The 25,795-nt window shown below is 29.1% G+C and carries 28 protein-coding genes, 1 other RNA gene and 1 riboswitch; of the genes, 5 read left to right on the top strand and 24 right to left on the bottom strand.

What is annotated here, in order from left to right:
* The first annotated feature begins 84 nt into the window (after positions 1-84).
* Positions 85-579, top strand: a complete 495-nt coding sequence (locus CNEONATNEC86_RS08195; RefSeq protein WP_058294758.1) for a hypothetical protein — start codon at positions 85-87, stop codon at positions 577-579.
* A 106-nt stretch (positions 580-685) separates the two neighbouring features.
* Here CNEONATNEC86_RS08195 and CNEONATNEC86_RS08190 read toward each other — a convergent pair whose 3' ends face one another.
* Positions 686-1,702 (bottom strand): pyruvate kinase, encoded by a 1,017-nt coding sequence (locus tag CNEONATNEC86_RS08190; RefSeq protein WP_058294757.1) that lies wholly within the window; start codon positions 1,700-1,702, stop codon positions 686-688.
* Positions 1,703-1,844: 142 nt separating this feature from the next.
* Between CNEONATNEC86_RS08190 and CNEONATNEC86_RS08185 the strand changes: the two genes are divergently transcribed.
* Together CNEONATNEC86_RS08185 and CNEONATNEC86_RS08180 are read left to right on the top strand one after the other, a co-directional pair.
* Positions 1,845-2,327, top strand: a complete 483-nt coding sequence (locus CNEONATNEC86_RS08185; protein ID WP_230132123.1) for a DUF4883 family protein — start codon at positions 1,845-1,847, stop codon at positions 2,325-2,327.
* Positions 2,328-2,454: 127 nt separating this feature from the next.
* Positions 2,455-3,288, top strand: coding sequence for a PHP domain-containing protein (locus tag CNEONATNEC86_RS08180; RefSeq protein WP_125148900.1), 834 nt, complete (start codon positions 2,455-2,457; stop codon positions 3,286-3,288).
* Positions 3,289-3,341: 53 nt separating this feature from the next.
* Here CNEONATNEC86_RS08180 and CNEONATNEC86_RS08175 read toward each other — a convergent pair whose 3' ends face one another.
* From CNEONATNEC86_RS08175 to CNEONATNEC86_RS08165, 3 genes are all read right to left on the bottom strand, one after another.
* Positions 3,342-4,730 carry an aminopeptidase gene (locus CNEONATNEC86_RS08175; protein ID WP_058294755.1) on the bottom strand — a complete coding sequence of 463 codons (1,389 nt, stop codon included), beginning with the start codon at positions 4,728-4,730 and terminating at the stop codon, positions 3,342-3,344.
* Between the two features lie 144 nt (positions 4,731-4,874).
* Positions 4,875-5,786 carry an HPr(Ser) kinase/phosphatase gene (gene hprK / locus CNEONATNEC86_RS08170; protein WP_097919324.1) on the bottom strand — a complete coding sequence of 304 codons (912 nt, stop codon included), beginning with the start codon at positions 5,784-5,786 and terminating at the stop codon, positions 4,875-4,877.
* A gap of 15 nt (positions 5,787-5,801) precedes the next feature.
* A complete protein-coding gene (locus tag CNEONATNEC86_RS08165) occupies positions 5,802-5,987 on the bottom strand; it encodes a DUF896 domain-containing protein (protein ID WP_058294753.1) in 186 nt (61 codons plus the stop codon).
* Between the two features lie 295 nt (positions 5,988-6,282).
* Between CNEONATNEC86_RS08165 and CNEONATNEC86_RS08160 the strand changes: the two genes are divergently transcribed.
* Positions 6,283-6,513, top strand: a complete 231-nt coding sequence (locus tag CNEONATNEC86_RS08160; protein WP_058294752.1) for a hypothetical protein — start codon at positions 6,283-6,285, stop codon at positions 6,511-6,513.
* A 132-nt stretch (positions 6,514-6,645) separates the two neighbouring features.
* Here the strand turns inward: CNEONATNEC86_RS08160 and ssrS are convergent.
* The 4 genes from ssrS to CNEONATNEC86_RS08140 all read right to left on the bottom strand — a co-directional run bounded on the left by ssrS (position 6,646) and on the right by CNEONATNEC86_RS08140 (position 8,362).
* A non-coding RNA gene (gene ssrS / locus CNEONATNEC86_RS08155) (6S RNA) lies at positions 6,646-6,837 on the bottom strand.
* Positions 6,838-6,958: 121 nt separating this feature from the next.
* Positions 6,959-7,357 (bottom strand): hypothetical protein, encoded by a 399-nt coding sequence (locus CNEONATNEC86_RS08150; protein ID WP_058294751.1) that lies wholly within the window; start codon positions 7,355-7,357, stop codon positions 6,959-6,961.
* Positions 7,358-7,378: 21 nt separating this feature from the next.
* Entirely contained in the window at positions 7,379-7,624 is a 246-nt protein-coding gene (locus CNEONATNEC86_RS08145) for a DUF1292 domain-containing protein (protein ID WP_058294750.1), read from the bottom strand.
* Between the two features lie 204 nt (positions 7,625-7,828).
* Positions 7,829-8,362: an ECF transporter S component gene (locus CNEONATNEC86_RS08140; RefSeq protein ID WP_058294749.1), complete on the bottom strand. Its 534-nt coding sequence runs from the start codon at positions 8,360-8,362 to the stop codon at positions 7,829-7,831.
* A gap of 187 nt (positions 8,363-8,549) precedes the next feature.
* Between CNEONATNEC86_RS08140 and CNEONATNEC86_RS08135 the strand changes: the two genes are divergently transcribed.
* Positions 8,550-9,353, top strand: a complete 804-nt coding sequence (locus CNEONATNEC86_RS08135; RefSeq protein ID WP_058294748.1) for an MBL fold metallo-hydrolase — start codon at positions 8,550-8,552, stop codon at positions 9,351-9,353.
* 43 nt (positions 9,354-9,396) lie between these two features.
* Here CNEONATNEC86_RS08135 and CNEONATNEC86_RS08130 read toward each other — a convergent pair whose 3' ends face one another.
* The 16 genes from CNEONATNEC86_RS08130 to CNEONATNEC86_RS08055 all read right to left on the bottom strand — a co-directional run bounded on the left by CNEONATNEC86_RS08130 (position 9,397) and on the right by CNEONATNEC86_RS08055 (position 25,635).
* On the bottom strand, positions 9,397-9,612 hold the full coding sequence (locus tag CNEONATNEC86_RS08130) for a hypothetical protein (protein WP_058294747.1): 216 nt from the start codon (positions 9,610-9,612) through the stop codon (positions 9,397-9,399).
* Between the two features lie 9 nt (positions 9,613-9,621).
* The gene (locus CNEONATNEC86_RS08125) at positions 9,622-9,921 is read right to left on the bottom strand and encodes a flavodoxin domain-containing protein (RefSeq protein ID WP_125148899.1); all 300 of its coding nucleotides are present in this window, start codon (positions 9,919-9,921) and stop codon (positions 9,622-9,624) included.
* Between the two features lie 235 nt (positions 9,922-10,156).
* On the bottom strand, positions 10,157-10,414 hold the full coding sequence (locus tag CNEONATNEC86_RS08120) for a hypothetical protein (RefSeq protein WP_058294745.1): 258 nt from the start codon (positions 10,412-10,414) through the stop codon (positions 10,157-10,159).
* A 120-nt stretch (positions 10,415-10,534) separates the two neighbouring features.
* Positions 10,535-12,940 carry a homocysteine S-methyltransferase family protein gene (locus CNEONATNEC86_RS08115; RefSeq protein WP_125148952.1) on the bottom strand — a complete coding sequence of 802 codons (2,406 nt, stop codon included), beginning with the start codon at positions 12,938-12,940 and terminating at the stop codon, positions 10,535-10,537.
* Positions 12,930-13,613, bottom strand: coding sequence for a vitamin B12 dependent-methionine synthase activation domain-containing protein (locus tag CNEONATNEC86_RS08110; RefSeq protein WP_058294743.1), 684 nt, complete (start codon positions 13,611-13,613; stop codon positions 12,930-12,932). Before CNEONATNEC86_RS08110 ends, CNEONATNEC86_RS08115 begins: the two co-directional genes overlap by 11 nt.
* 155 nt (positions 13,614-13,768) lie before the next feature.
* Positions 13,769-13,877: riboswitch (SAM riboswitch) on the bottom strand.
* Positions 13,878-13,965: 88 nt separating this feature from the next.
* Positions 13,966-14,916 (bottom strand): MraY family glycosyltransferase, encoded by a 951-nt coding sequence (locus CNEONATNEC86_RS08105; RefSeq protein WP_058294742.1) that lies wholly within the window; start codon positions 14,914-14,916, stop codon positions 13,966-13,968.
* 245 nt (positions 14,917-15,161) lie between these two features.
* Entirely contained in the window at positions 15,162-16,931 is a 1,770-nt protein-coding gene (locus CNEONATNEC86_RS08100; RefSeq protein ID WP_159135832.1) for a 5'-nucleotidase C-terminal domain-containing protein, read from the bottom strand.
* A gap of 183 nt (positions 16,932-17,114) precedes the next feature.
* Positions 17,115-17,756: a V-type ATP synthase subunit D gene (locus tag CNEONATNEC86_RS08095; RefSeq protein WP_058294740.1), complete on the bottom strand. Its 642-nt coding sequence runs from the start codon at positions 17,754-17,756 to the stop codon at positions 17,115-17,117.
* A 3-nt stretch (positions 17,757-17,759) separates the two neighbouring features.
* A complete protein-coding gene (locus tag CNEONATNEC86_RS08090) occupies positions 17,760-19,139 on the bottom strand; it encodes a V-type ATP synthase subunit B (RefSeq protein ID WP_058294739.1) in 1,380 nt (459 codons plus the stop codon).
* The gene (locus tag CNEONATNEC86_RS08085) at positions 19,132-20,910 is read right to left on the bottom strand and encodes a V-type ATP synthase subunit A (RefSeq protein WP_159135831.1); all 1,779 of its coding nucleotides are present in this window, start codon (positions 20,908-20,910) and stop codon (positions 19,132-19,134) included. Before CNEONATNEC86_RS08085 ends, CNEONATNEC86_RS08090 begins: the two co-directional genes overlap by 8 nt.
* An 18-nt stretch (positions 20,911-20,928) precedes the next feature.
* Positions 20,929-21,240, bottom strand: coding sequence for a V-type ATP synthase subunit F (locus tag CNEONATNEC86_RS08080; protein WP_058296884.1), 312 nt, complete (start codon positions 21,238-21,240; stop codon positions 20,929-20,931).
* A complete protein-coding gene (locus CNEONATNEC86_RS08075) occupies positions 21,233-22,234 on the bottom strand; it encodes a V-type ATP synthase subunit C (protein ID WP_058294737.1) in 1,002 nt (333 codons plus the stop codon). Before CNEONATNEC86_RS08075 ends, CNEONATNEC86_RS08080 begins: the two co-directional genes overlap by 8 nt.
* Positions 22,235-22,246: 12 nt before the next feature.
* On the bottom strand, positions 22,247-22,837 hold the full coding sequence (locus CNEONATNEC86_RS08070) for a V-type ATP synthase subunit E (protein ID WP_058294736.1): 591 nt from the start codon (positions 22,835-22,837) through the stop codon (positions 22,247-22,249).
* Between the two features lie 33 nt (positions 22,838-22,870).
* A complete protein-coding gene (locus CNEONATNEC86_RS08065) occupies positions 22,871-23,356 on the bottom strand; it encodes a V-type ATP synthase subunit K (protein ID WP_058294735.1) in 486 nt (161 codons plus the stop codon).
* Positions 23,357-23,369: 13 nt separating this feature from the next.
* On the bottom strand, positions 23,370-25,322 hold the full coding sequence (locus tag CNEONATNEC86_RS08060; RefSeq protein WP_159135830.1) for a V-type ATP synthase subunit I: 1,953 nt from the start codon (positions 25,320-25,322) through the stop codon (positions 23,370-23,372).
* Positions 25,309-25,635: a hypothetical protein gene (locus CNEONATNEC86_RS08055; RefSeq protein ID WP_058294733.1), complete on the bottom strand. Its 327-nt coding sequence runs from the start codon at positions 25,633-25,635 to the stop codon at positions 25,309-25,311. Before CNEONATNEC86_RS08055 ends, CNEONATNEC86_RS08060 begins: the two co-directional genes overlap by 14 nt.
* Between the last annotated feature and the right edge of the window lie 160 nt (positions 25,636-25,795).

Below are 25,795 nucleotides of genomic sequence, written 5' to 3'. Positions count from 1 at the left end.
ACATATTTTGTTAGTGTTTTAGAAATTGAGTCTAAATATATGACTTAATTTCTTTCTTTATATTAATTTATAGGAAGTGATACAATGAAATCTAAACATATTGCTGAAAGCGGAATTTTAATAGCTCTTACTTTAGTAGTTCTTTATGCTACCTCTTTGTTGCCAATAAGTACTTTATCCGTTCTCACCATATCATCATGCTTAATTCCTATCTGTATTATTAGAACTAGTATAAAAAATGCTTTTCTAGTATACGCTTGTAGCAGTATACTTAGCTTAATGATAATACCTATTAACATTTCACTAGCATATATATTGTTTTTCGGAATTTACGGAATAATAAAGCATTATATTGAAAAGATTCATAAGCTAACTTATGAAATATTATTAAAATTACTTACATTTAATGTGCTACTCTTAATTATATATTTCATAATGACTGCTTTCATTGGAAATATTGTTTTACCATATTCATTATATATAGTATTTATTTTAGCTCAAATTATGTTTCTAGTTTATGATTATGCTTTAACACTTATAATAACTATCTATTTTAATAAAATTCATAAACTTTTATAAATGGAAACTTCACAAAATAAAAATAATATGACTAATTTTATCGTTCTATTTTGTGAAGTTTTATCATGACTTTATATGAATGTAAATGACATAAGATTAAATAAATTTAATTTATATATTTATCAATGAGTGATTTCAAAAATTTCACTGTTTTTAACGGTGTCTTTCCTATTGATGTTTCTCCTGCTAATAAAAATCCTGTAACCCCTGCTTTAATAAAATTATATACACATTCTACTTCAGCTATTGATGCACGTTTTCCATTTTTCATGCTATTAAAAATATGTGTAGCTATAATTAGATCTTTATTGCCTTCTTTTAAAACTTCATCCATAACAATCTGCTCATAAATAGGTGTATCTTCAATTGATGTTTCTGGTATTAAATCTCCTCTTCCAATAACAATTCCATCAACTTCCTTTATTATACCTTTTATATTGTTTACTCCTTTCAAAGTTTCTATTTTCCCCCAAATAGTTGGCTTATATTCTGTAATTGAATTTTTAGATAAAAATTCCTTTATCTTTTTTATATCATTTATTTCTTCCACAAATGACTGACATATTATATCAACCTGATTTTCTATTCCCCATAAGATTGCTTTTTTATCATTTTCACTTAAATCAAATTTACTTCTGTCGAGATTCTTTATATTACAACCTTTTCCCTTTCTTATTATTCCACCTTTTATAGTTATAGTTTTTATTGCGCTATCTTTTTTTCCTATTATTCTAAAATTCATTGTATTATCTTTAATTGATATTTCTTTATATTTTTTCAAATGCAATAATTCATCTTTTATATTTAATGGTATAAGTTTCTTATTGTTAAAACTGCTTTTTATGCTTTCATATTTATCCTCTCCGCAAAAATATACTTCTTCTCTCTCATAAATCTTGTATATATAATCAAACCTATTAGATACCCTAATTTTTGTACCTGAAAGATCTAATACTATTTTAACATTTTTATCAATATCTTTTGTAAACTTTAAGAATTCTAAAAATTCGTCTTCACTTCCATGTGCAAAATTAAACCTTAAGACATTTACTCCATTATCAATAATTCCCTTTATTGAAGACTTTTCTTTTATATTAGGTCCTGCTGTTCCTATTATATACATGGTGCCCTCCAAATTATTCTTACCTTGTATTTTTATTAAACAAAATACCTAATTATCACTTATATCTGAACTTTAACAAGTTCTAAAAAAATCTCTTTTGAATAAATTAAAATAAGTATTACTTTTATGGGAGGAAATTCGTTTGAAAAAATTCTTATTTTTTGCAGTTAGCACACTTCTTTCACTAATGCTATGTAGTTGTACTATTCAAGATCCAAAATACATAAGTCTATCTAAAAAACCTAATAATCATTATTATACAAGTGAGATTAAAAAGAAGCTTCTTGAGAATGATCCTTTTACTTTATACGTTTTTGATACTAATCTTTATAAGGAGATTAAAGTATCTTCTGATGAAGATGATATAATCGAAAATTTTATAGGTTCATTAACTGAAACAAATTATTTAGATAATTATATTGTAGAAAAAGAGCCTTTTAGAATAAAAATAGTATTCGATGATACTAGTAAATATCTAATCAAGGTTTTTAGCTCTTCAAATATTTCTATATCACCATGGGATGGCACTTTTGAAGAAGACTCTATATCTATGGAAAATGTACCATTAGGTTATAACTTATTTGAATTTTGCAGCCATATACAAAATACACCTACGTCTAATTAAATAACTTCTTAATTTACAGTATTTTTTATAAAACTATTTCAAATAACTATTATTATGATATTATATTATAAATAAGAATTTCTTTTTAATTATTAAAATCACTGTAAATTTGGAGGTTAATACAAAAATGATCAAAGCTGATTTTCATGTTCATACTTCATCTTCTGATGGAGTTTTATCACCCAAAGAAGTTGTCTTCAAGGCTTACAAGAATAATGTAAAATATCTTTCAATTACTGATCATGATACTGTTTCCGGCTTAGATGAAGCCCTGGTAGAAAGTCAAAAATATGATATTTCATTTATTCCTGGAATAGAATTATCTACTCAATATAACAATGAAAGCATACATATATTAGGTTACTTTAAAGACAAAAGCTATAATAATCAAAACTTCATACAAGAGCTAGACAAAATAAAAAATCATAGAATTATAAGAGCTCAAAAAATAACTAAAAAATTAGATGATGAATTTAACATAAAAATAAGTTTTGAAAAAATATTAAAAGAATCAAAAGATACAATTGCTAGACCTCACATTGCTAAAGCTATAATAGATGCTGGATATGATTATAGTCACGATGAAATATTTGATAAATTTATAGGAAAAGATTCTAAGGCTTATGTTCCTACATTAAAGCTATCTACAGAGTATGGAATAAATCTTTTAAAGAAATATAATGCTTTAGTTTTTTTGGCACACCCAAAATTAATAAAAAATACTCCTATAGAGGAATTTATTAAAATGAATATAGATGGTATAGAATCAATTTATTATCAAAATACAACTGAAGAAACTAATTATTATTTAAATTTAGCTAAAGAATATAATTTGTTAAACTCTTGTGGTTCTGATTTTCACGGCATACAAAATGATACTAGACACGGAGATATAGGTTCTATGGAGATCTCATCTGAAAATTTATCAAACTTATTAGAAAAATTACAAATTAAGTTATAATATGAAAAGAACCTAGAAGATTTAATATTCTTTTAGGTTCTTTTCATATTATTTTATGCTTCTTTTAAGAATGCTCTATATCCCTTCATTGTTTCATAAACATCTACTTTACTAACAATTTCCCATGGAGAATGCATGTTTTGAACTGCTACACCAGAATCTATAACTTCCATATTATAATTTGCTAGAATATATGCAATAGTTCCACCACCACCAGCATCTACTTTACCTAATTCAGCAGTTTGGAAGCTTACATCATGTTTTTCCATTATACTTCTAAGCTCTGCCATATATTCAGCATTAGCATCATTACATCCTGATTTTCCTCTCGCACCAGTATACTTGTTAAATACAATTCCATGACCAAAATATGCACTATTCTTCTTTTCCATTACACTTGGATAGTTTGGATCAAAGGCAGCACTTACATCAGATGAAAGCATTTTAGAATTTGTAAGACATCTTCTTAATTTTAAGTCATTATATCCTTCTACTCTATCTATTAATTCAGCAACTATGTTTTCAAAGAATTTTGAATGCATACCAGTTGCTCCATTACTTCCAACTTCTTCTTTATCAACTAAAAGAGTACAACAAGTCTTATCAACATTTTCAATATCTAACATGGCAGCAAGAGATGTGTAAGCACATACTCTATCATCATGACCATATCCCATGATCATACTTCTATCTAATCCATAATCTCTAGCCTTACCTGCTGGAACTATTTCTATTTCAGCTGATAAAAAGTCTTCTTCTTCAAAATCATACTTTTCTTTTAATATTTTTAATATATTTGCTTTTACAGCTTCTTTTTCATCTTCTTTTAATGGAATACTTCCAACAAGCACATTTAAATCTTCACCTTCAACAACTTTATCAGCCTTTTTTCCCATTTGCTCTCCTGCTAAATGCACTAAAAGATCTGATATTCCAACTACAGGATCATTTTCATCTTCTCCTATACATATATCTATTAAAGTGCCATCCTTTTTAGCAACAACCCCATGAAGTGCTAATGGAAGTGTAACCCATTGATATTTCTTTATTCCGCCATAATAATGAGTATCTAATAATGCCAACTCTCCTTCTTCATATAAAGGATTTTGTTTTAAATCTAATCTTGGAGAATCTATATGTGCTCCTAATATTTTTAATCCTTTTTCTATTGGTTCGCTTCCAATAACAAATAAGGCAATATTTTTATCTTTATTATTTGCATATACCTTATCTCCACATTTTAAAGTCTCATTATTTTTAATTATATCTTCTAAATTTCTATATCCAACACTTTCTGCAAGCCTTATTGACTCCTTAACACATTCTCTTTCTGTTTTACATGTAGAAATAAAAGATTTATATTTATCACTAAAGCTAAATATTTCTTTCACTTTCTCATCATCATACTTAACCCATGCATTCTTTTTTGATTTGTTATTCATAACTTATGTCAACTCCTTATAATATTAGTTTAATATATATGTTCTAATTAAGATCTTCATTAAAATCTGCCCTAAATCAAAAGGATACATGTTCATATGAAGTAACTTTATTGGAACTTATATACTTATATATTTATTATACTACTATAAATCACTAATAGTATTCATTCTATTTTCAATAACATCTACTGGTGTAATTTGAGACATTAGTGAATATCTATAGTTAACTGCTGCTGCTTCAATGATAACTGCAATATTTCTACCTGGTCTTACTGGAACAATAAGTTTTTTAACCTTTACTCCTAATATATCCATATAATTTTCATCTATACCCAATCTGTCATAATCATTATCATCTCTCCAATGTTCAAAATGCATAACTAATTTTATTTCCTTCTTTTGAACAACTGAGCTTAATCCATATAATTGAGTCACATCTATTATCCCTATTCCCCTTACTTCTAACATACCCACTGTAATCTTAGGTGATGTGCCAATTAAATCACCATCAATCTCTTTTATATCAACAGCATCATCTGTAACAAGTCTATGCCCTCTTTTTATTAGTTCTAATGCCGTTTCACTCTTTCCAATTCCACTTTCTCCAGTAATTAATATCCCAATTCCTGAAACATCTACAAGGACTCCATGTAAACGTGTCTCTGGAGCAAGCTTATCAGAAAGGTAAATTGTAGTCTTACTAATGAAATTAGTAGTTACAAGCTTACTTCTAAGTACCCATATTTTATGCTTCTTTGCTTCACTAATAAATTCAGGATGCGGTTCTAATCCCCTTGTTATTATTAAACAGCTTATATCAAAGCTAAAATATTTTTTTACTCTTTTCTTTCTTACCTCAATTTGCATATCATCTAGAAAGCTCCACTCAGCTTTACCTATAACTTGAATTCTTTCTGGTGCAAAATAGTTATAAAACCCTGCTAATTGTAATCCTGGTCTGTTTATATCGTTTACCGATATTTCAATATCTTCTTTTCCCTCTGCCAAGACTTCTAACTCAAGGTCATCAATTAGTTTTTTTACTGAAACTGCCAAAATATCATCACCCTTTTACTTTTTTAATTCTATGTTTTCTAATTGTGCTCTGAAATTTCTTTTAACATTATTTATATATCTTTGTCTTAATTGTCCTTGTATTTCTTTTTCTTCTTGTGTTAATTCCCTTTCTTGACTAATTCTATACAGTGAATTAATCTTTTCAACAACCTCTTCAATCTTCATATTATTTATATCCATATGATTTCATCCTTTCAGTTTATCTATCATTAATTTTAGCATTTTAATTATTACTTTTGAAATAATTTTTTTCGACAAATTAGATTTTTTATTGTAACATATAGTCGAACGCTTTAATTGTAATTAAATGTAAATATTGTAATTTGTTAGCGTGAAATAGGCTTTTATATATGTTTTTTGATATTATTTAGTATGTTCTTAGTTTTTAATGTCAATATTTGTATAACGAATTCTTTTTACAAATATTTCTCTTTTTATTATAATTAACCTATAAAGTTCGCAAGGGGGGGTAATTATGAAAGCAATATATAATTTATTAATTGGATACAGAATTTTTATTAGGAAAAACCTATTAAATTTTTTACTTTTATTTTTTTCTCCTAGAAAGAAGTTTATGATTTATCTTTCTCAAAATTTAGACAAGTATATAGTTCTACGTCAAAAGATGATATCTGATAAATACTTTCAAGAGGATAAAAAAACATCATGTAAAAAAACATCATGTAAAAAAACCTTAATTGCCTAGCTATTCTAAGCTTCTTCTAAAATTAAAAAATTCTTATTTAAAAAAATAATATATTTGCTTAAAATTACATTTATAATAATATAATTTTCTAAAATAAAAACACCTCATTAACTGAGGTGTTAATTACATTCTATGATTCCCAACATGCCGTTTACTTATATATTCAATACCTGCTCCTCGCAGGTGGGTTAAGCTCAACTTCTTCCTGTCATCTTCTGTCACATTAAGTGAATAAATGAAGTCCGACATTTCAAAGCATTTTGCAAATCCCGATAATGTCATGTAGGTTGAATATGATAAGTTTTACGCACATCTCAGGAATTCCATGAGTTAATTATATCATACTAGTATATTATTTCAAGTGTATATTAATGTCATATTATAAACAACTATAACTAAATATGAATTTAATAATAAATTGTATTAAATTCGTATTATTTAATTATTAATCACGGTATTCATTTAATATATCTTCTAACTCTGAGTCTTCTAAAACCTCTGAAATTATAGCAATAAATTCAAAGTATTCTCCATTTCCTTTTTGTATTCCTACATTTTTACATTTGCATCCCACTTCATATTCATCAATCATATCTTCACATATTCCTTCAACATTATCAATAGCGATATCCTTCAAGTAAGGAATATAGTATTCACTATACCATTCATCACTTTCTGCTTCAAAGTCGCTTTCATCATTAGCATAACTTCTCGCAGCCGCTAACTCATCATTATCAAAATCATAATAAAACTTTATTATTACTGCACCCTTAACCTTTTTTATTTCTTCAACTTCGCCTAATCCATTTTCCTCTAAATAAGTTATTATTTCAGTAATATCCATTAAAATTCCACCTCTTTGTATCTAATATAATAACTTTTTATATTCCTTTTTAACAGCTTCAAATTCTTTATTATCTTCAACAAAATTCAATTCTTCTTTGCCATCTTCATTAATATCTATTCTAAATGCAAACATATCGTCATTACCTTCTTCAAGTGGAGATAATAATAAATATCCTTGTTCATCTAAATATATTTTAGCTATAGCTTCAAAATCGACTTTATTTCCTTCTTCATCTCTAAAAGACATTATTTCTTTTTCTTCCATCAATTTCACCTCATATTTTTACTGTTTCTAAACTTATTATATGATATATATTTATTTTGTCTATATATTTGTTAAATAATTTACTTTTTAACTTAAATCTATATTTAATGTTATCTATCTTTATAAAAAAGAATACCTTATAAAATAGACTTATTCTTTATTATCTACTTTATAAGGCTTATTCGTTCTCAAAAATTCCATATTTTATGCTGTCTTAGACACATTAAATTGTCCAAAAACATTATATATATCTTTTTTCTTAGATTTTGCAACTGCTTTAACTATTCCATAAGCAATTATACTATCAACACAATGATGTAAAAATCCACCTACAGCTGTAACAATTAATAACTGATATAAGTTAAAACCAACAAAAGGAATTACAACTACAGCTTCTAAAATTCCATGTATCGGTGCAGTTATCGCCGCTGCTTTAACATAGCTTTTATTTTGCATTATTATTTTTGCTCCAATATATCCCACAACAATATGTGTTGCTGCCCTAGCTACTACTGGCATTGGCATCCCTGATATAAGAAAACCTAGGGTTGAACCAATTCCAACTACAATGGCTGCAAATGGTGAAATAAACATAGAAAGCATCATTGGTACATGCGCAGTTAATGTTGCTGAAAATGGTGGAATATAAATTTTCAAAAATCCAAATTGAATAGGAATAATAATTGCAAGTGCAGTGAGTAACCCTGCATAAGTCATTTCTTTAATTCTATTATTCATTTTTTATCCTCCTTAAGAATAGTGTATATACACTAGTATAATACATTATTATTCACCAGTAAATATAAGTAAACGATTCTATAAAAAATAAATTTATATTAGCTTGTTTTACTATTATTTATATTGTTATAATATAAATAATTTTAAATTATTTATATTATAAACACATTTATACAAGGAGGACTTTATGGAAGCATTAACAATACTCGGTACCGGCTCTGCAATGGTAACAAAATGTTATAATACATGCTTTACAATTTCTAATGATGATGAACATTTTCTTATAGATGCAGGCGGTGGAAATACAATACTAACTAATTTAGAAAAATCAAACATAAAAATAAATCAAATACATAATATGTTTATTTCACATAATCATAATGATCATATATTAGGTAGTGTTTGGATTATTAGAGCTGTAGCTCAACATATTTTAAATAATAACTATACAGGAAACTTAAATATTTATTGTCATAAAAAATCTATTGAGGCAATTCAATCTATATGTTCTTTTGTTCTTCAAAAAAAGTTTTTAAAACTTTTTAATGACAAAATTATTTTTAACGAAATAGAAGATAGTTATGAAACATATATTCTTGGAAGAAAGACAACATTCTTCGATATACATAGCACCAAAGAACTTCAACATGGCTTTACAACAATCTTAGAAAATGGTAAAACTTTAACCTTTCTAGGCGATGAGCCCTATAGAGAAGAATTGAGAGGATATTCAGAAAATGTAGATTATTTATTTCATGAAGCTTTCTGTCTTTATTCTCAAAAAGATGTATTTAAACCATATGAAAAACATCATGCAACTGCAAAAGATGCTTGTAAGAATGCGTCTGATTTACATGTGAAAAATGTTATCTTATATCATACTGAAGATAAAAATTTAGATATGAGAAAAGAGCTTTATATTAAAGAAGGACAAGAAGAATTTTCTGGTAAGATCTATGTTCCAGATGATTTAGATGTAATAGAACTATAAATATTTAAGGTACAGGAAAAGTAGCTTCCTGTACCTTAAATATTTATTTTACCTTCATTTCATTTATTGAATCACAAAATTCTTTAATATTATTATCATTTATCATATTGCTATTATTCTTTCCATCAATCTTATTGCTTGAATTATCTTTCATATTAATTGATTTAGTTATTTTCTTTATTATAAATTTTTCAAAAAAATTCATTTTATCAAAATTAAACATTCCACCAACATCTTTTATAATAACAGCTTTAGACATCACTTCTGCTTAAAAAGCACTTGTTACATACTTTATCAAATCGCTTCCATTCATGCAGCTTATGAAAATTCCAAATACTTTAGATTTTAATATCTCTTCATTTTTTGAACAAAAATCTTTTATTCTTTTATCAATATTACCTGCATATACTGATGTTCCAATAACTATTTTATCATATTCCCCTAAATTAATATTATTATTTTCTTTAATATTTACTATTTCACTTTCACCTTTTATATTATCCGAAATTTTCTTAGCACATACTTCTGTTGCACCATATTTTGAGCTATATATTACTGCTATCTTCATACTTATACCCCTTTTCTATTAATTTATTTATATAATCTAAATTTGAATCAAGTTTTAAAAAACATCTATAAACAACTTCTATTTCTTCTTTTGTAATTCCATTGTACATATGTTTAAAAAAAATTTCTTGCTGTTGACTTTTTTCATCTAAAATTTTTTTTGCTTTTTCAGTTGTTTTTAATCGTATAATTCTGTTATCCTCAGCATCCTTTAATATTTCTATAAAATCTTTTTGTTATAATTTTAAAACCAACTGTTTTATATTTTGTCTAGAAGTACCTATTAACTCTGCTGTTTCCGTAAGTGTTGGATATGATTCTTTAAATTGAATTATCATTATTAGGAGCAACCATTGCTTAAAAGTAATTGTTTCATCCCATCTATCTCCAACAGTTTGTAGTTTATTAGCAAGTAAAAATAAACTAGCAAAAATGAACTTTCTATTTTCTACGGTTATAACACTCTCTTTTAAATTTTTATTTTTCTCTATCATAACTTTCCTTTCATATAGGTAATATATTGCCTATAGCAGTATTTGTCAATATACCCAAATATATTTATATATAAAATAAGCGAAACTCTAACATTAAAGTCAAAGATTTCGCTTATTTTATTATCCTAATATCTTTTTCGCAATTTCAACTGATTCTTTAGCATCCTTTGCATAAAAATCCGCCCCTATTTGCTCTGCGTAATCCGGAGTAAGAACTGCTCCTCCAACAAATACCTTTCCATCATATCCATCGTCTTTTAATGCTTTGATAGTTTCTTCCATGCTCCTTAATGTGGTTGTCATAAGAGCACTTAATCCAACTAGTTTTACATTATGCTTTCTTGCTTCTTCTACAACAGTTTCAATAGGAACATCTTTACCTAAGTCAATCATTTCATATCCATAATTTTCTAAAATAACTTTTACAATATTTTTTCCTATATCATGAATATCACCTTTAACTGTTGCAACTATTATTTTACCTTTCGATATATTTTCTGTGTTGCTCTTTGCTATTTCAGCTTTCAACACAGTAAATGAATTCTTAACTGTTTCAGCTGCTTGAATCAATTGTGGTAGGAATAGCTCACCTTTTTCATATTTTTCACCTACTTCATCTAATGCTGGGATCAGATATTCATTAACAACTTCAAGTGGTTTAAGCGTATTTAAAAGTTCAACAGTCGCGTTTTTAGCTTCTTCTTTTAGCCCTTTTATCACTATCCCTTTCAAATTACGTATTTCATTCTTATCACTTATTTTATTGTTATCTTTTGAATCATTCAATGATGTAGTTGTACTTATTTTTACATTAGCATACTTATCTATATACTTCTCTGAACCTTTATCATAATTATATAAAACATTGTATGTATCAACTATTCTCATCATTCCAGTTTCATTAGGATTCATTATAGGCAAATCTAGTCCATTTCCTAAAGCCAACGCTAAGAATGTTTCATTTATAAATTGTCTATTAGGGAGTCCAAAAGATATATTTGAAACTCCTAGAAGTGTTTTAACGCCTAATCTTTCTTTAACCATTCTTACAGCTTTTAAGGTTTCTTGAACCTCTTCCTGTTGTGCTGACACCGTTAAAACTAAGCAGTCGATAAATACATCTTCTTTTCTTATTCCATACTCTATAGCCTTATTAACTATTTTTTCTGCGATCTTAAATCTATTTTCTGCTTTTGGCGGTATTCCTTTTTCATCAAGAGTTAAACCTACAACATTAGCACCATATTTTTTTACAAGTGGTAATATTCTTTCTAAGACCTTATCTTCCCCATTAACTGAATTTAATATTGGCTTACCATTATAATATCTAAGTCCAGTTTCAATTGCATTTACGTCTGATGAATCTATTTGAAGAGGAATATCTAATATTCCTTGTATTTCCTTCACAACCTTATGCATCATATTAGGCTCATCAATCTCTGGTAATCCAACATTAACATCTAGAATATGTGCACCACCTTCAACCTGTGCAACAGCTGTATTTAAAATATAATCTAAATCATCATTAATGAGTGCTTGTTTAAATAACTTCTTTCCTGTCGGATTTATTCTTTCCCCAACAATTCTAATTCTATCTATACGAACTACTTTTGATGGTGTACAAACTGCCGAATAATAGTTTATTTCTTTATTTTTTAATTCTATATTTCTAGTTCTAATACATAATTCTCTTATATATTCTGGAGTAGTTCCACAACATCCTCCAATGATTCTTACTCCTTTATCAACAAAACCACATAAAGTTTCAGCAAACTCTTCCTTGGTTACATCATATTTAGTTTCATTGCCTATTGATAATGTAGGAAGTCCTGCATTTGGCTGAACCATTACTGGAATATTAGATAAGCTACATATTTCTTCAATAACAGGTTTAAGCTGCTTAGGTCCAAGTGAACAGTTTACACCAAGAGCATCTACCCCTAATCCTTCAAGTACCAATACCATTGATTCGGGTGAACATCCTGTAAATGTTCTTCCATTTTCCTCAAAAGTCATAGTTGCAAATATAGGTAAATCACTATTTTCCTTTGCAGCAAGTATAGCTGCTTTAAGCTCATAAAGGTCTGTCATAGTTTCTAAAAGTATTATATCTACTCCACATTTTACCCCCTCAACTATTTGCCTTTTGAATATTTCATAGGCTCTATCAAAGCTTAATGTTCCCATAGGCTCCAATAATTCTCCTATTGGTCCTATATCTAAAGCTATATAGGCAGCACTATTCCCTTTAGCTTTTTTTGCAATATTAACTGCTGCACTTACTGCTTCTTCTACTTCCATATTACAAAGTTTAAGTTTTAGTTCATTTGCACCAAATGTATTAGTAGTTATTACATTTGCACCATTTTCTATATATTCTCTATGTATATCTTCTATTATAGATGGTGATGTTATATTTAAAAGTTCAGGATTCTCACCTAACTTTAATCCCTTTTTTTGAAGCATTGTTCCCATAGCCCCATCAAATATTAAAATATTATTTTTTATAAATTCTTTAAGCCCCACAACTTTCGCCCTCTCTTCTAAAACTACAGTTTTCATAATTACTACATTCTTTGCAGCTCTTTTTTTTCTTACTAACTCCTTTTTCAATAATGCCAATTATCGCTGTTACAGATTTTCTTGGAAACAATAGGTTGTTTTCTGATGCTATAAGTCCTATTCTTTTTTGAGCATCCAATGTTCTTAAAAAACTATTTTGCACATCTAATGGTAAATCACCATATCCAGGACTATATCTAAAAGTTATATCCATATTATCATTTTCTGCTTTTTTTCTTACTTCCTCTTCAACTATGTCGCACACTTCTTCAACTGCTGTTGTAGCACAAGAATCTAGTATTAAAGCTTTAGTTAAATTAGTTTTCTCATATAATCTAGTCTTTCTTTCAATATCATTTCCAATTGTTACTGCCATAAGTACACATTTGTTTGAATTAAAAAGATGATTTTTTATATCTTTTCCTGTTAATTGTAGATTAGTACCTAATATTTCTACACCTTCGTCTATAATTTTAATATCTTTGTATTCATATATTACTCTTGGAGTTATTATTTCTTTAACTTCCTTTATGCATTCATCGATAGTATTCATTATCTTTTCATCTATAATTTGGTCTTTATACCCGAGATATCTTAATACTTCTTCTTTATTTATACTAATATTAAATTCATTCATATTATTCCCCATAAACATTTAAATTTTATTTTATAATAATTAATAAAAACTTTCTACGCTTTTACTACTCATTTCAAATTCCTCCTAATACTATTCCATAATTATATAAAAAAAAGTCTAAAGGCATTCCTCTAGACTTAACTTTCTATTAAAATACCTTATCTATCAGTTTAATACTGCAGGATTTAGCACCACATATAGTATATGAACCATATTGGTTGCTGGGTTTCATTGGGCCAGTCCCTCCACCTCTCTTGATAAGTTAATATTCATTTTTTAATAATTATATACTATCTGCTTAAATTTGTAAAGTTAGTATTTAAACATTTTACCAGTATATTGTATAACAAGTTTATTGTTTAAATAATAACAAAAAAATAGAAATTGAGCTACAAAGTATACTTACTATCATTATATACTTAACAACCTGCTTAGGAGTAAAACCTTTCGCTTCTAGTCTAAAATGTATTTGACTTCTATCTGCTTGATATACAGGTTTACCTTCTGAAAATCTTTTAAAAATAACAAATAAATTATCAAATATAGGTACTGCAAGTGCAAATATTGGGATAAAAAGACTCATTACCGTAGCAGATTTAAAAGCTCCATCTAATGCAGTTATACTTAATAAAAATCCTAAAAGATTAGCTCCGGAATCTCCCATAAATACTTTTGCCGGATATTTATTATAATATAAAAATCCTGCAATACTTCCAACTAATCCAATAGAAATTAGAGCCGAAACATTCCGCCCTAATATTATTGCTGCCACAAAAAATGTAATAGATGATATTAAAGATATACCACCAGCTAATCCATCCATACCATCAGACCAGTTTATAACAGTAGTTACTCCAAAAATCCATGTTATTGTTAATATAAACTGTAACGTCGGATTTAATAGTATGAATTCTGATGTAAATGGATTTGTAAAGCCTTTAAAAATTATACCAGCTTTAAACACAAGAATAGCTGATAAAAGCTGAATTATTAATCTTGGCAAAATAGGAAACTCTTTTCCCTTAGTCTTATAATAATCATCAACAAGTCCTATTAATACTATAAATGTAGCACCAATAAATATCATTATTTGCTGCTTTGCTTCATCTCCTACAAATAATAAATATGAAACAAAGAATCCTATGTATAGTGCTATTCCTCCACATAAAGGAGTTGGTGATTTATGTTTTTTTCTCTTATTAGGTTTATCTGTAAATCCAATCTTTTCAGATAATTTCATAAGAAGTGGCATTATGGCAAATGACACTATAAATGCAACCACCATTGCTATTATGTAATTCATTGTATCTACTCCTTAGTAAAATTATATATAAATACTTATTATATATAAATACTTATTATATATCCATTTTAATTACCTATTAGATTATACTATTAAAGGGACTTATTATCAATTACAAAATTATTAAGCTTTATCCTTTTACATGGTAAATTATATTATAAAAAACAAGATGAGTATTCAAAAATTAAAATATTATTTTTAAACACTCTCTGTTCATCAACTTATTTATACTATTTAACCATATATCATGTTAGTAATTTAATTTTTTCTCCTGAATAAATTAAATTAGGATTCTTCAAATTATTATATTTTGCAATTTCTTGCCATGTCTTATTATTTTCACTTGCTATTTTAGTTAGATTATCACCAGATTTCACTACATATACAATTTCCTTTGAAGTAGTAGCGATAACTTTAACATTACTTTCAGTTTTCACAACTTCATATTGTTCATTTTCTCTATTTTTTAAGCTTTCATTTGAAGCTATAGAGTTTCCTTTAACCTGTATTCTTCCACTAACTTCACAGCCTTTTGTTCCATTATTGTTTAAATAGTTTGCAAATATTTCTTCATATGTTCCAAATTCAGCCACTACCTTAGTTTTAAATACGCCATAGCCATCTCCACCTTCTGATAAGAAATCATTTATGGCTACTGTGTATTCTTTAGTGCCATCAATTAAGTTATTATTTACCTTCACATCATATACTCTGCTGCCAACAGGTTTAGATTGATCAAAGACAAATGTTATTCCACTTACTTGTAAGAAACCTCCTTGTGTTTCTGGGTATCCACTTACAGATACTTCTAACGCTTTCTTTACATCTCTTCCATTTAGTTTTATAACCTGAATTGTATTTCCAAATGGAAATAATTCTGCTATTTTACCTTTTGTAACACGACCTGCTGGTATAGACGTTCTTATATTACCTCCATTTACAAATGCTATATCTGATTTAGTTTCTGCTCTTATTGCATCCGCTGATAAATTTCCAAGATTAGTTTCTTTTCTTCTAACATTTTCTCTTTCACCATCAAGATCTATATTTGAATTTGCTACAACTTCTGAGAATACAATATCATTTTTTGCTTTAATTTCATTTATTAAAGAACTAACATCTTTATCTTCTTCTAAACTTGCATAATCAGATGCTTTCAATAATTTAGCATTCTTGTTTTTTACTTTATTATCTTTAACTTCAATTTCTACTATTCCTAAATTATTACCATATTCACCTGTTTGAGCAATTAATGTATTGTTAACAACAAGACCATTCTCTAATTCTGTATGGCTATGCCCATCTATTATTACATCTATCCCATAAACTTTTTCTGCTATTTCTTTAGATGTAATGATGGAACTTTCATCAAGTCCTATATGCGCTAACCCTATTATTATATCAGTTTTATCATCTAACTGATCTACAATTCTTCTAGAAACTTCTATTGGATCATTAAATTTTACTACTTCTACATTAGATGGACTTGTTTTATATACTGTTTCTGGTGTACATAATCCAAAAATTCCTATTTTAACCCCACCCATTTCTACTATTTCATATGGTGGAAAAATTTCAGTTCCATTGTCATAAGTAAAATTTGCACCTAGCATTTTAAATTTTGCTAATTTACTTAGTTCTATAAGTCTACTTATTCCATAATTAAAATCATGATTTCCTGGAACCATAAAGTCATACCCTGCTGCATTTAATATTTTAACTGCATTCTCACCTTTGCTTACATTTATAATTGGTTTTCCATGTAATGTATCACCAGCATCAACTACTAAAGTATTGGGATTTTCTGATTTAGTTTTCTTAATTAATGTTGCTATTTTTCCAAAACCTAGGCCTCCATCTTCTGCTAATACTCTTGAATGTGTATCATTGGTATGTATTATTGTTATTTTTGTTATCTCTTTAGCATCTTCTGTTTGATCTGCAAGTGCAAAAGTAGCACTACTGAAAAGTAAAGTTATTGATACTATCAAACTTAACATTACTTGTTTTTTCAATATACTTCCTCCCTTTTAATTAGGTTGTATTTATATTGTATCCAATTATCTTCTAATAAACCAAGTCCTCTTTTGTTAATTTTAAAAATTTTATTTTATAGTATAGTTAATTTTTTTAACATATCTATGTATTTTTAATATGTAATAAAAAAAGGATGCTATTTCTAGCATCCTTTTATAATATTAACCTCTTTGCTCAATCATACTCTTAACTTTCATTAATCTAGTTGTAGCAGATCTTTCATTTTCATCAAGTCTCATTCTAATATATTTGATTGTTTCTTGAAGTTGAGGTATAGTCATATATTCAAGAGCATTAACTCTTCTTCTTGTACTTTCAATTTCGTTAGCCATAAGCTGACATGACTTTTCTACTTCTGCAAGTTCAAGTAATTGTGGAAGTATTCCATAAAGTTTAGCTAATGCATCGTCGAGTTCTGATGAAGTATTTGCAAATCCATATGGGTATATGCTTCCCTCATCTCCTTCAAGCTGTCTCTTGAAGTTCATTACAGGAACAGATACACTCATAACATTCTTTTCACCAACTTCAACTGAAATATGTTCTTTAGGATAAACAATAGCTTCTTCTAAAAATTCTGAACTCATTACGGCTCTAGCCATAACAAAGTCTTTTAAAGAGCCTTGAAGATTATCTTCAACTTCTTTTCTTAGCTTATTGTTATATTTAACCAAGTTAATGAATTGTCTCATTAATTCATCTTGTTTATCTTTCAAAAGCTTATGACTTCTTGTTGATGTAGCTAATCTTTTTTTTAGCTTAGAGAGTTCCATTCTAGTAGGATTGACATTTAACTTTGCCATAGACTATTCTTCCTCTCTTGGCATATATTTTTCAAGGTATTCATCTCTAATTCTCTTAAGCTCTGTTCTAGGAAGCATCTTTAATAATTTCCATCCTAGGTTAAGAGTTTCTTCAATTGTTCTATTTGTAGTTAAGCCTTGAGATACGTATTCTTCCTCAAAAGCTTCTGCGAATTTAGCTAGCTTCTTATCAGTTTCAGATAATGCTGATTCTCCTAAGATTGCTGATAATTCTTTTGCTTGCTTACCTTGAGAATATGCTGAGAATAATTGGTTCATAGTATCTGCATGATCTTCTCTTGTCTTTCCTTTTCCAATACCTTTATCTTTAAGTCTTGAAAGTGATGGCAATACATCGATAGGTGGCATTACACCTCTCTTATATAATTCTCTTGAAAGGATAATTTGACCTTCTGTAATATATCCAGTTAAGTCTGGAATTGGGTGAGTCTTATCCTCTTCTGGCATTGTAAGTATTGGAATTTGAGTGATTGAACCCTCCACTCCTCTAAGTCTTCCTGCTCTTTCGTATAATGTAGAAAGGTCAGTATATAAGTAACCTGGGTATCCTCTTCTACCTGGAACTTCTTTTCTAGCTGCTGAAATTTCTCTTAATGCTTCAGCATAGTTTGTTATATCTGTCATAATAACAAGAACGTGCATTCCTTTTTCATATGCTAAGTATTCAGCACAAGTAAGGGCCATTCTTGGAGTAGATATTCTTTCGATAGCTGGGTCAGATGCTAAATTCATAAATAGAACTGATCTGTCAATAGCTCCTGTTGATTTAAATTCATCAACGAAGAATTGAGCCTCTTCGAAAGTTATACCTATAGCTGCAAATACAACGGCGAATTTAGAATCTGAATTTAAAACCTTCGCTTGTCTTGCAATTTGTGCAGCTAGTTCTGCATGAGGAAGTCCTGATGCAGAGAACACTGGTAACTTTTGTCCTCTAACTAAAGTGTTAAGACCATCAATAGCTGAAACCCCAGTTTGAATAAATTCTGATGGGAAATCTCTAGCCATTGGGTTAATAGCTTCACCATTGATATCTACTCTTTTTTCTGGTATTATTTCTGGACCATTATCGTTTGGTCTACCCATACCATCAAATACTCTACCTAACATATCTTCAGATACGCCAAGTTCAAGTGGTCTACCTAAGAACTTAGCTTTAGTACCTTTTAAGTTTATTCCTGAAGATCCTTCAAATATTTGAACCATTGCTTTTGATCCATTTATTTCAAGAACCTTTCCTCTTCTCTTTTCACCAGTATGAAGTTCAATTTCAACTAATTCATCAAACTTAACACCTTCAACACCTTCAACAACCATCAAAGGGCCAACAACTTCAGTAACTGTTCTGTATTCCTTAAGCATTTGCTACCCCTCCTTTGCTTATTAGGTCATCAATTGCTACTTTTAAATCTTCAAAGATCTTATCTATTGCATCTAAGTCTTTTTCAGCTATATATTTACTTCTAGCAATTCTGTCTTTTAAATCTTCCATTGCTAATATATCATTTAAATAAACTCCTGCATCTAAAGCTCTTTCTGCTTCTCTCTTATATCCCATAACAAGACTTAACATCTTGTATTGCTTCTTAAGTGAAGTATATGTATCTACTTCATGGAAAGAGTTTTGTTGCAGATAGTCTTCTCTTATTGATTTAGCTACATCTAATTTTAATCTGTCTTTTTCAGATAATGCATCTATACCAACAAGTCTTACGATTTCTTGTAAGCTTGATTCTTCTTGAAGAATAGTCATTGCTTCAAGTCTTAGTTTTCCCCAGTCTTCAGCTACATTTTCATTCATCCACTTATCAATTGTATCAGCATACAATGAATATGAAGTCAACCAGTTAATTGATGGGAAATGTCTTTGATATGCAAGTTGAGCATCAAGTCCCCAGAATACTTTAACTATTCTAAGTGTTGATTGTGATACTGGCTCTGAAATATCTCCTCCTGGAGGTGATACTGCACCTATTGCAGTTATAGAACCTATTCTTCCATCATTACCTAAACATTCAACTTTACCTGCTCTTTCATAATAGTCTGCAAGTCTTGAACCAAGGTATGCTGGATAACCTTCGTCACCAGGCATTTCTTCAAGTCTACCAGACATTTCTCTTAAAGCTTCTGCCCATCTTGAAGTAGAATCAGCCATTATTGATACAGAGTATCCCATGTCTCTAAAGTATTCAGCGATTGTGATACCTGTATATATTGATGCTTCTCTAGCAGCAACCGGCATATTTGAAGTATTAGCTATAAGAACTGTTCTTTTCATTAAACTTTCACCAGTCTTAGGGTCAATAAGTTCTGGAAATTCGTTAAGAACGTCTGTCATTTCGTTACCACGTTCTCCGCATCCAACATAAACAACTATTTCCGCATCTCCCCATTTAGCAATTTGGTGCTGAGTAACTGTTTTACCAGCTCCGAATGGACCTGGAATTGCAGCTGCTCCACCTTTAGCAACAGGGAAGAATGTATCTATAACTCTTTGACCTGTAAGCATTGGTTCAACAGGGTTGATCTTAGCTTTATATGGTCTTCCTTTTCTTACTGGCCATTTTTGCATCATCATAACTTCTTTATCACCAGTTGCAGTTTCAACTACTGCAACTGTATCAGTTACTGTAAATTCTCCAGCTTTTATATCCTTAATTGTACCTTCAACACCTACTGGCACCATAATTCTTTGTTCAACAACGGGTGTTTCTTGAACAGTACCAATAACATATCCTGGTTCTACTTTATCTCCAATTTTAACAGTAGGTTTAAATTCCCATTTCTTTTCTCTATTTAGTGATGGAACAGATACACCTTTTGTTAAGAAGTTAGACTGTGCAGCCTCCATAAATGCATCTAGCGGTCTTTGTATTCCATCAAACATTGATTCAATAAGTCCTGGGCCAAGTTCAACACTTAATGGTTCTCCTGTAGTTACAACTGGATCTGCAGGTCCTATTCCTGAGGTTTCTTCGTAAACTTGGATTGATGCCTTATCACCTCTCATTTCGATGATTTCACCGACAAGTCCTTTTTGTCCAACCTTACATACGTCATATATATTAGCTTCATCCATACCTTCAGCAACTACTAAAGGTCCTGAAACTTTAATTATCTTTCCGGTCTTCACCCTTATCAACCTACCTTTCTATAAAATATTAACGCCTACAGCTTTTTCAACGTTATCGCTTATTCTTTGCATACCTATATTTAATGTTCCTTGATTGCTTGGAATTAATATTACAGCAGGAAGCACTTCTTTATTGTATCTTTCAATTGTCTCTTCAATTCCTTGAGCGACTTGTTCAGTTACAAAGATAACTGCGTAATTATCTCTTGCTAATCTATCAACAGTTCTTCTAGCTTCATCATGTTCAACCACTGGAAAAACATCAATACCTAGAGCTTTAAATGCTAAAACCGAATCCTTATCACCAACTACACCTATTTTTTTAAACATAAATATCACGCAGCCTTTCTCTTATTACTTCCGCAGCAATATTATTGAGTTTGCCAACCATTATAATTCTTATTATCTTTATTTCTGTTTCTTTAGCATAAATATAAGCAATTACAGGTTCCACACCAAATGGTATTATTTTAGCATCTCTCATCATGTTCATAATATAGTTATCAATTAACTTTTCAAGCATACTAACTGAATCTGTTTTAGTATAGTATTCAATACCAACTCTAATAAATTCAGCATAATCAGTAAATGCAAGCTTTGAAGTTATATTCTCAACTGAATCATTTAACATGCCAAGTAATTTATCTTTATCTAAAGATCCACCTTCAATAATAACTGAATTAAAGAATTCTCTACTTTTATTTTGCTTCTTAACTCTTAATAAAGTCTTTATATTAGTAGAATCTATAAGACATTTTACATATTTATCAACAAAAGTATCATTTATTTCACTCTTAATATGTACTAATTGTTTAAACATGTATTTATCTAAAATAATATCAAGTAGTTGAGGATCTTTACTTTCCTCAAATTTCAAGATAGTTTCTTCAATTGCTTCTCTCATAATTGGAGATAAATCTCTTATATCATTATTTTCAATTAAGTTCTTTAATTTTAAAGAATCAATTGTTCCAACGTTAACTAAAAGATATGATAAATCCTCTTTAAGAAACATTCCTTTTAAAATCACTTTTATATTTTGATAATCATATTTAATACTCATTAAGTCTATAAGTGATTTTTCAGGACTTATATCATACATAAGTTCAAATAATCTTTTCAATTCTTCACTTAATATAAGTTCGTAATCCTCTGGTCTCTTAACATTTGTCATAACATTGGCATACTCTGTTTCTTGAAGCACTTTAAGTGCTTCACTTGCTGAATGAGAATCTATCATTCTGTCAAGCTTTGATTTATCAAGGAGTTTTGTCTCGTATACTCTAAGTCTGGGTATAACTTGACTAAATTTCATTACATCCATTATTTATCCTCCTTAATTAAATAATACTTGTGCAACTTTAAGACTTAAGTCATCTTTAATAGAGCTTACTAAAGCCTCATATGTATTATTTATTTCTATGCCATCCTTTTCTAATATAAATCCACCCTTAAAGTTTCTTTTTTCACTACTTAAAGTTATTGTAGCCTTTGAATTAAGCTTATTATTTATTTCGTTTAAAACTTCAGTAGTTATAACTTTTGCACCCTCTTCATTTAATATTAAATTTTGGTTTCCTTCTATACCACTATTTAATATTGAATCAGTAACAAAATCCTTTAATTCTTCATTTGAAAGATTGCAAAGTGCTTCTACACTACTTTCAAATACCGAATTTATAACTTTTTGCTTAGCAGCAAGTTTTTCATTTCTTGAATTCAATTCTGCACCTGAAATTATTCTTTCTTTTCTAGCTGCTGCATCTCTTTCTGCTCTTTCTAAAATTAACTTTTCTTCTGCAGATGCTTCTTCTTCTTTTTTAGCTATGATTTTATCTCTTTGTTCATTAGCATCATTTAATATAGAAGTTTTTTTATCTTCTGCATCTTCAAGAATTTTAGAAGTTAAATTACTTATGTTAGACATTTCCTCACATCCTCATCCTTAAATTCTGACTAATTAAAATACGCCATTTACTAATAAGAATGATACAACGAATCCTAATAATGCATATGTTTCAACCATGGCAGCTAATACTATACCTTTAGTAGTGTGATCTGGGTTTTTAGCTAATATTTGAATACCAGCAGCTGCTGCTTTACCTTGAGCAATACCTGACCATAAACCACATATAGCTATTGGTAATGCTGCGAATAATAAATATAAACCTTGTGATAATGTTGTTTCTGGTGATAATTTAAAGAATATTAATAATCCTATAACGAATCCATAAAGGCCTTGTGTACCTGGTAATAATTGAAGAACTAACGCTTTACCAAATTTTTCCGGTTGTTCTGATAAAAGTCCTGCTGCCGCTTGACCTACTATACCAACACCTTTAGATGATCCTATACCTGACATACCTACTGCTAATGCAACTCCTAATGCTCCCATTACGAATCCACCGTAATTTTCCGTAAAAAATTTAATCCAAGTCATATCCATTTTAAATATCCTCCTAATTTCTTCTTAAATTTATATATTTACTATTTGATTTAAATGGCTTAAAGGCTCTGCCTCCACCATCATAGAATTTACCAAAATATTCAACATAAGTTAATCTTAATGAATGAACGTAACCACCTAGTAACGATAATCCTAGATTTACTGTTTGGAATATTACAAATATTAATGGTCCAAATAAAAATGCGCCAAGTGGTCCTGGTATCATATCCATAATAAGATTAATAGCTCCTGCTATTGATCCACCAGATAAACCAAGTGCCATAAGTCTTGTATAAGAAACTAAGTCTCCTACATAACCTGTAATACCATATAATTCATATAGTCCTGAAGCTACCTTTCCACCTGTTGTCTTAGCTGACCTTCCTTGAGTAATTACAATTAATACAGAACCTGCTATAGCTCCAATTTTACCTATTGTTCCAAGCATCGGTATATTCCCCATCATACCACCTGCAAGTAACCCTAATGATATTAATGTAATTGCCCATGATCCTGCATCCATAAAAGCTTCTAATGGTTTTCCAGCTCTTATTAATACATAAGCCTTAACACCTAATGCAAAGAATATTTGAATAGCACCAAAAACTACTGATAAGACTAATATAGTCATAACATCTGCAGTAGTATCAATTAGTTTTGGCAAAGGAATCAAATCTCCAAAAAATGATCCGTAAATAGCACCAAATGCTATTGTTGGATAACTTAAATAATGGAAGAATTTTATCATCTTTTTCATTCCATCATCAAACTTTAGATACTTAAGTGCTATAATTGTACCTATAAGCATTAATAGACCATATCCCATATCCGCTACCATCATTCCAAAGAAAACTAAATAGAATGGTGTTACTATCGGTGTAGGATCAATCTCGTCATATTTAGGTAATGCATACATTTCTGTTATTGACATAAACGAATCATTCAAATCATTATTTTCCAACTTGATTGGAACATCATCAATTTCTTCGTCTTTAACATCTTCAAAATTTAAATAATAGTCCTCACCTAAAATATCTTTTACTATTGCAGTAAGCTTTTCATTAAACTTGGTTGGAACCCAACCTTGAATTAATGTAGTGCTTTCAGTTCTTAAGAAATTTGTACTTACACTCTTTCTTGAAACAAGATTGCTATAGTATTCATAAGCTAACTGCAATTTCTTCATTCCTTCTTCAAAACCTGATAACTCTTCTTTTATAATGAATTTATCGGATTCAATCAGTCCAATTCTATCATTATATTCATGAATTAATTTTAGAGGAGTTTCTTCCTCATCAGTTTTAAACGGAGTAAACCCAAATCCTCTAAGTGCCTCTTCAACACTGTCTTTGTTTGCTTTGTTACATAAAGCAATAAAATAAGTATCTTGATTAGTCTTTGATATAATCTCGACATAACAATCATTTAGTTCACTAATTAATGATTCTTCATATTGATTAGCTACACTACCTAAGAAATAAGAAGTTTCTTTAAGTTCTTTTAAGAAACTTAAAGGTGCATCGAAAGCTTCATAAGGTGTTAAACTTGATACTGCAGTTTGAAGCTTAGTTTTCTCATTATCAAGTCTTGCAATCCCTTCTTCTTTTTCCTTAACTTTTTCATAAACAGATTCCCAATTACTACTTTCAACTTTTTCTTTAAGCTCATCCATCGTTAATGAGAGTTTTTCTGTTCTTAAAGTTTTCACTAATGATTGTTTAGGCACATAGTCTTTTAAAAATTGTAGGGCAAACTTAACCTTTGATAATTGCTCTTCCCACTTTGCTATATCAGAATCAATTATATCCTTTTCCAATTCTGAAAGGATTTCATTTTGTTCTAAAAGATTTTCATCTTGTAGATTAATGAACTCAGCATTTGAAAATTCTTGTAATTTTTCAAGCAATGCTTCTTTCTTTGATTCAAAGGCTAACAAAGTGAACTTATTCATCTTAACTATTGCCATGAATTTTCACTATCCTCTCAACCACTAATTTTACAGCATTATTTTTCTTTTCTTCAGATATATTTTCTATGTCTGAAGCTTCACTTTTACCTTTAGCTAATATAGGCTCTGCTTCTTTATTTCCTGCGCTAATCGCTTCATTCATTAAAACATTAGCTTTTTCTTTTGCTTTAGCTAGCACATCATCATATTTTGCTTGTGCTTCTGCACTCGCTTTTTGAACTATTTCTTTCGCTTGTAAAGTAGCATTTTTTACTAGTTCTTCTGCTTCTGCTTCTGCTTTTTTAATTTTTTCAATTGCTTCTAATGCCAAAATATCACCACCTTTTATGCCTTAATACAAAGAAAAATAATATATATTAATACTTTATATAGTATTAATTACTTTGTCATCGTCTCATTATACAATGCCTCTGCATAATTTTCAACACATTTGAAATTTTATTAACAGAAAGTTATTATTTCATAATGCA

This window comes from Clostridium neonatale (assembly GCF_900465025.1).
Classification (GTDB): Bacteria; Bacillota; Clostridia; order Clostridiales; family Clostridiaceae; genus Clostridium; species Clostridium neonatale.
Note: the sequence above shows the minus strand (reverse complement) of the source record. Positions and strands in the feature narration are given on the sequence as shown.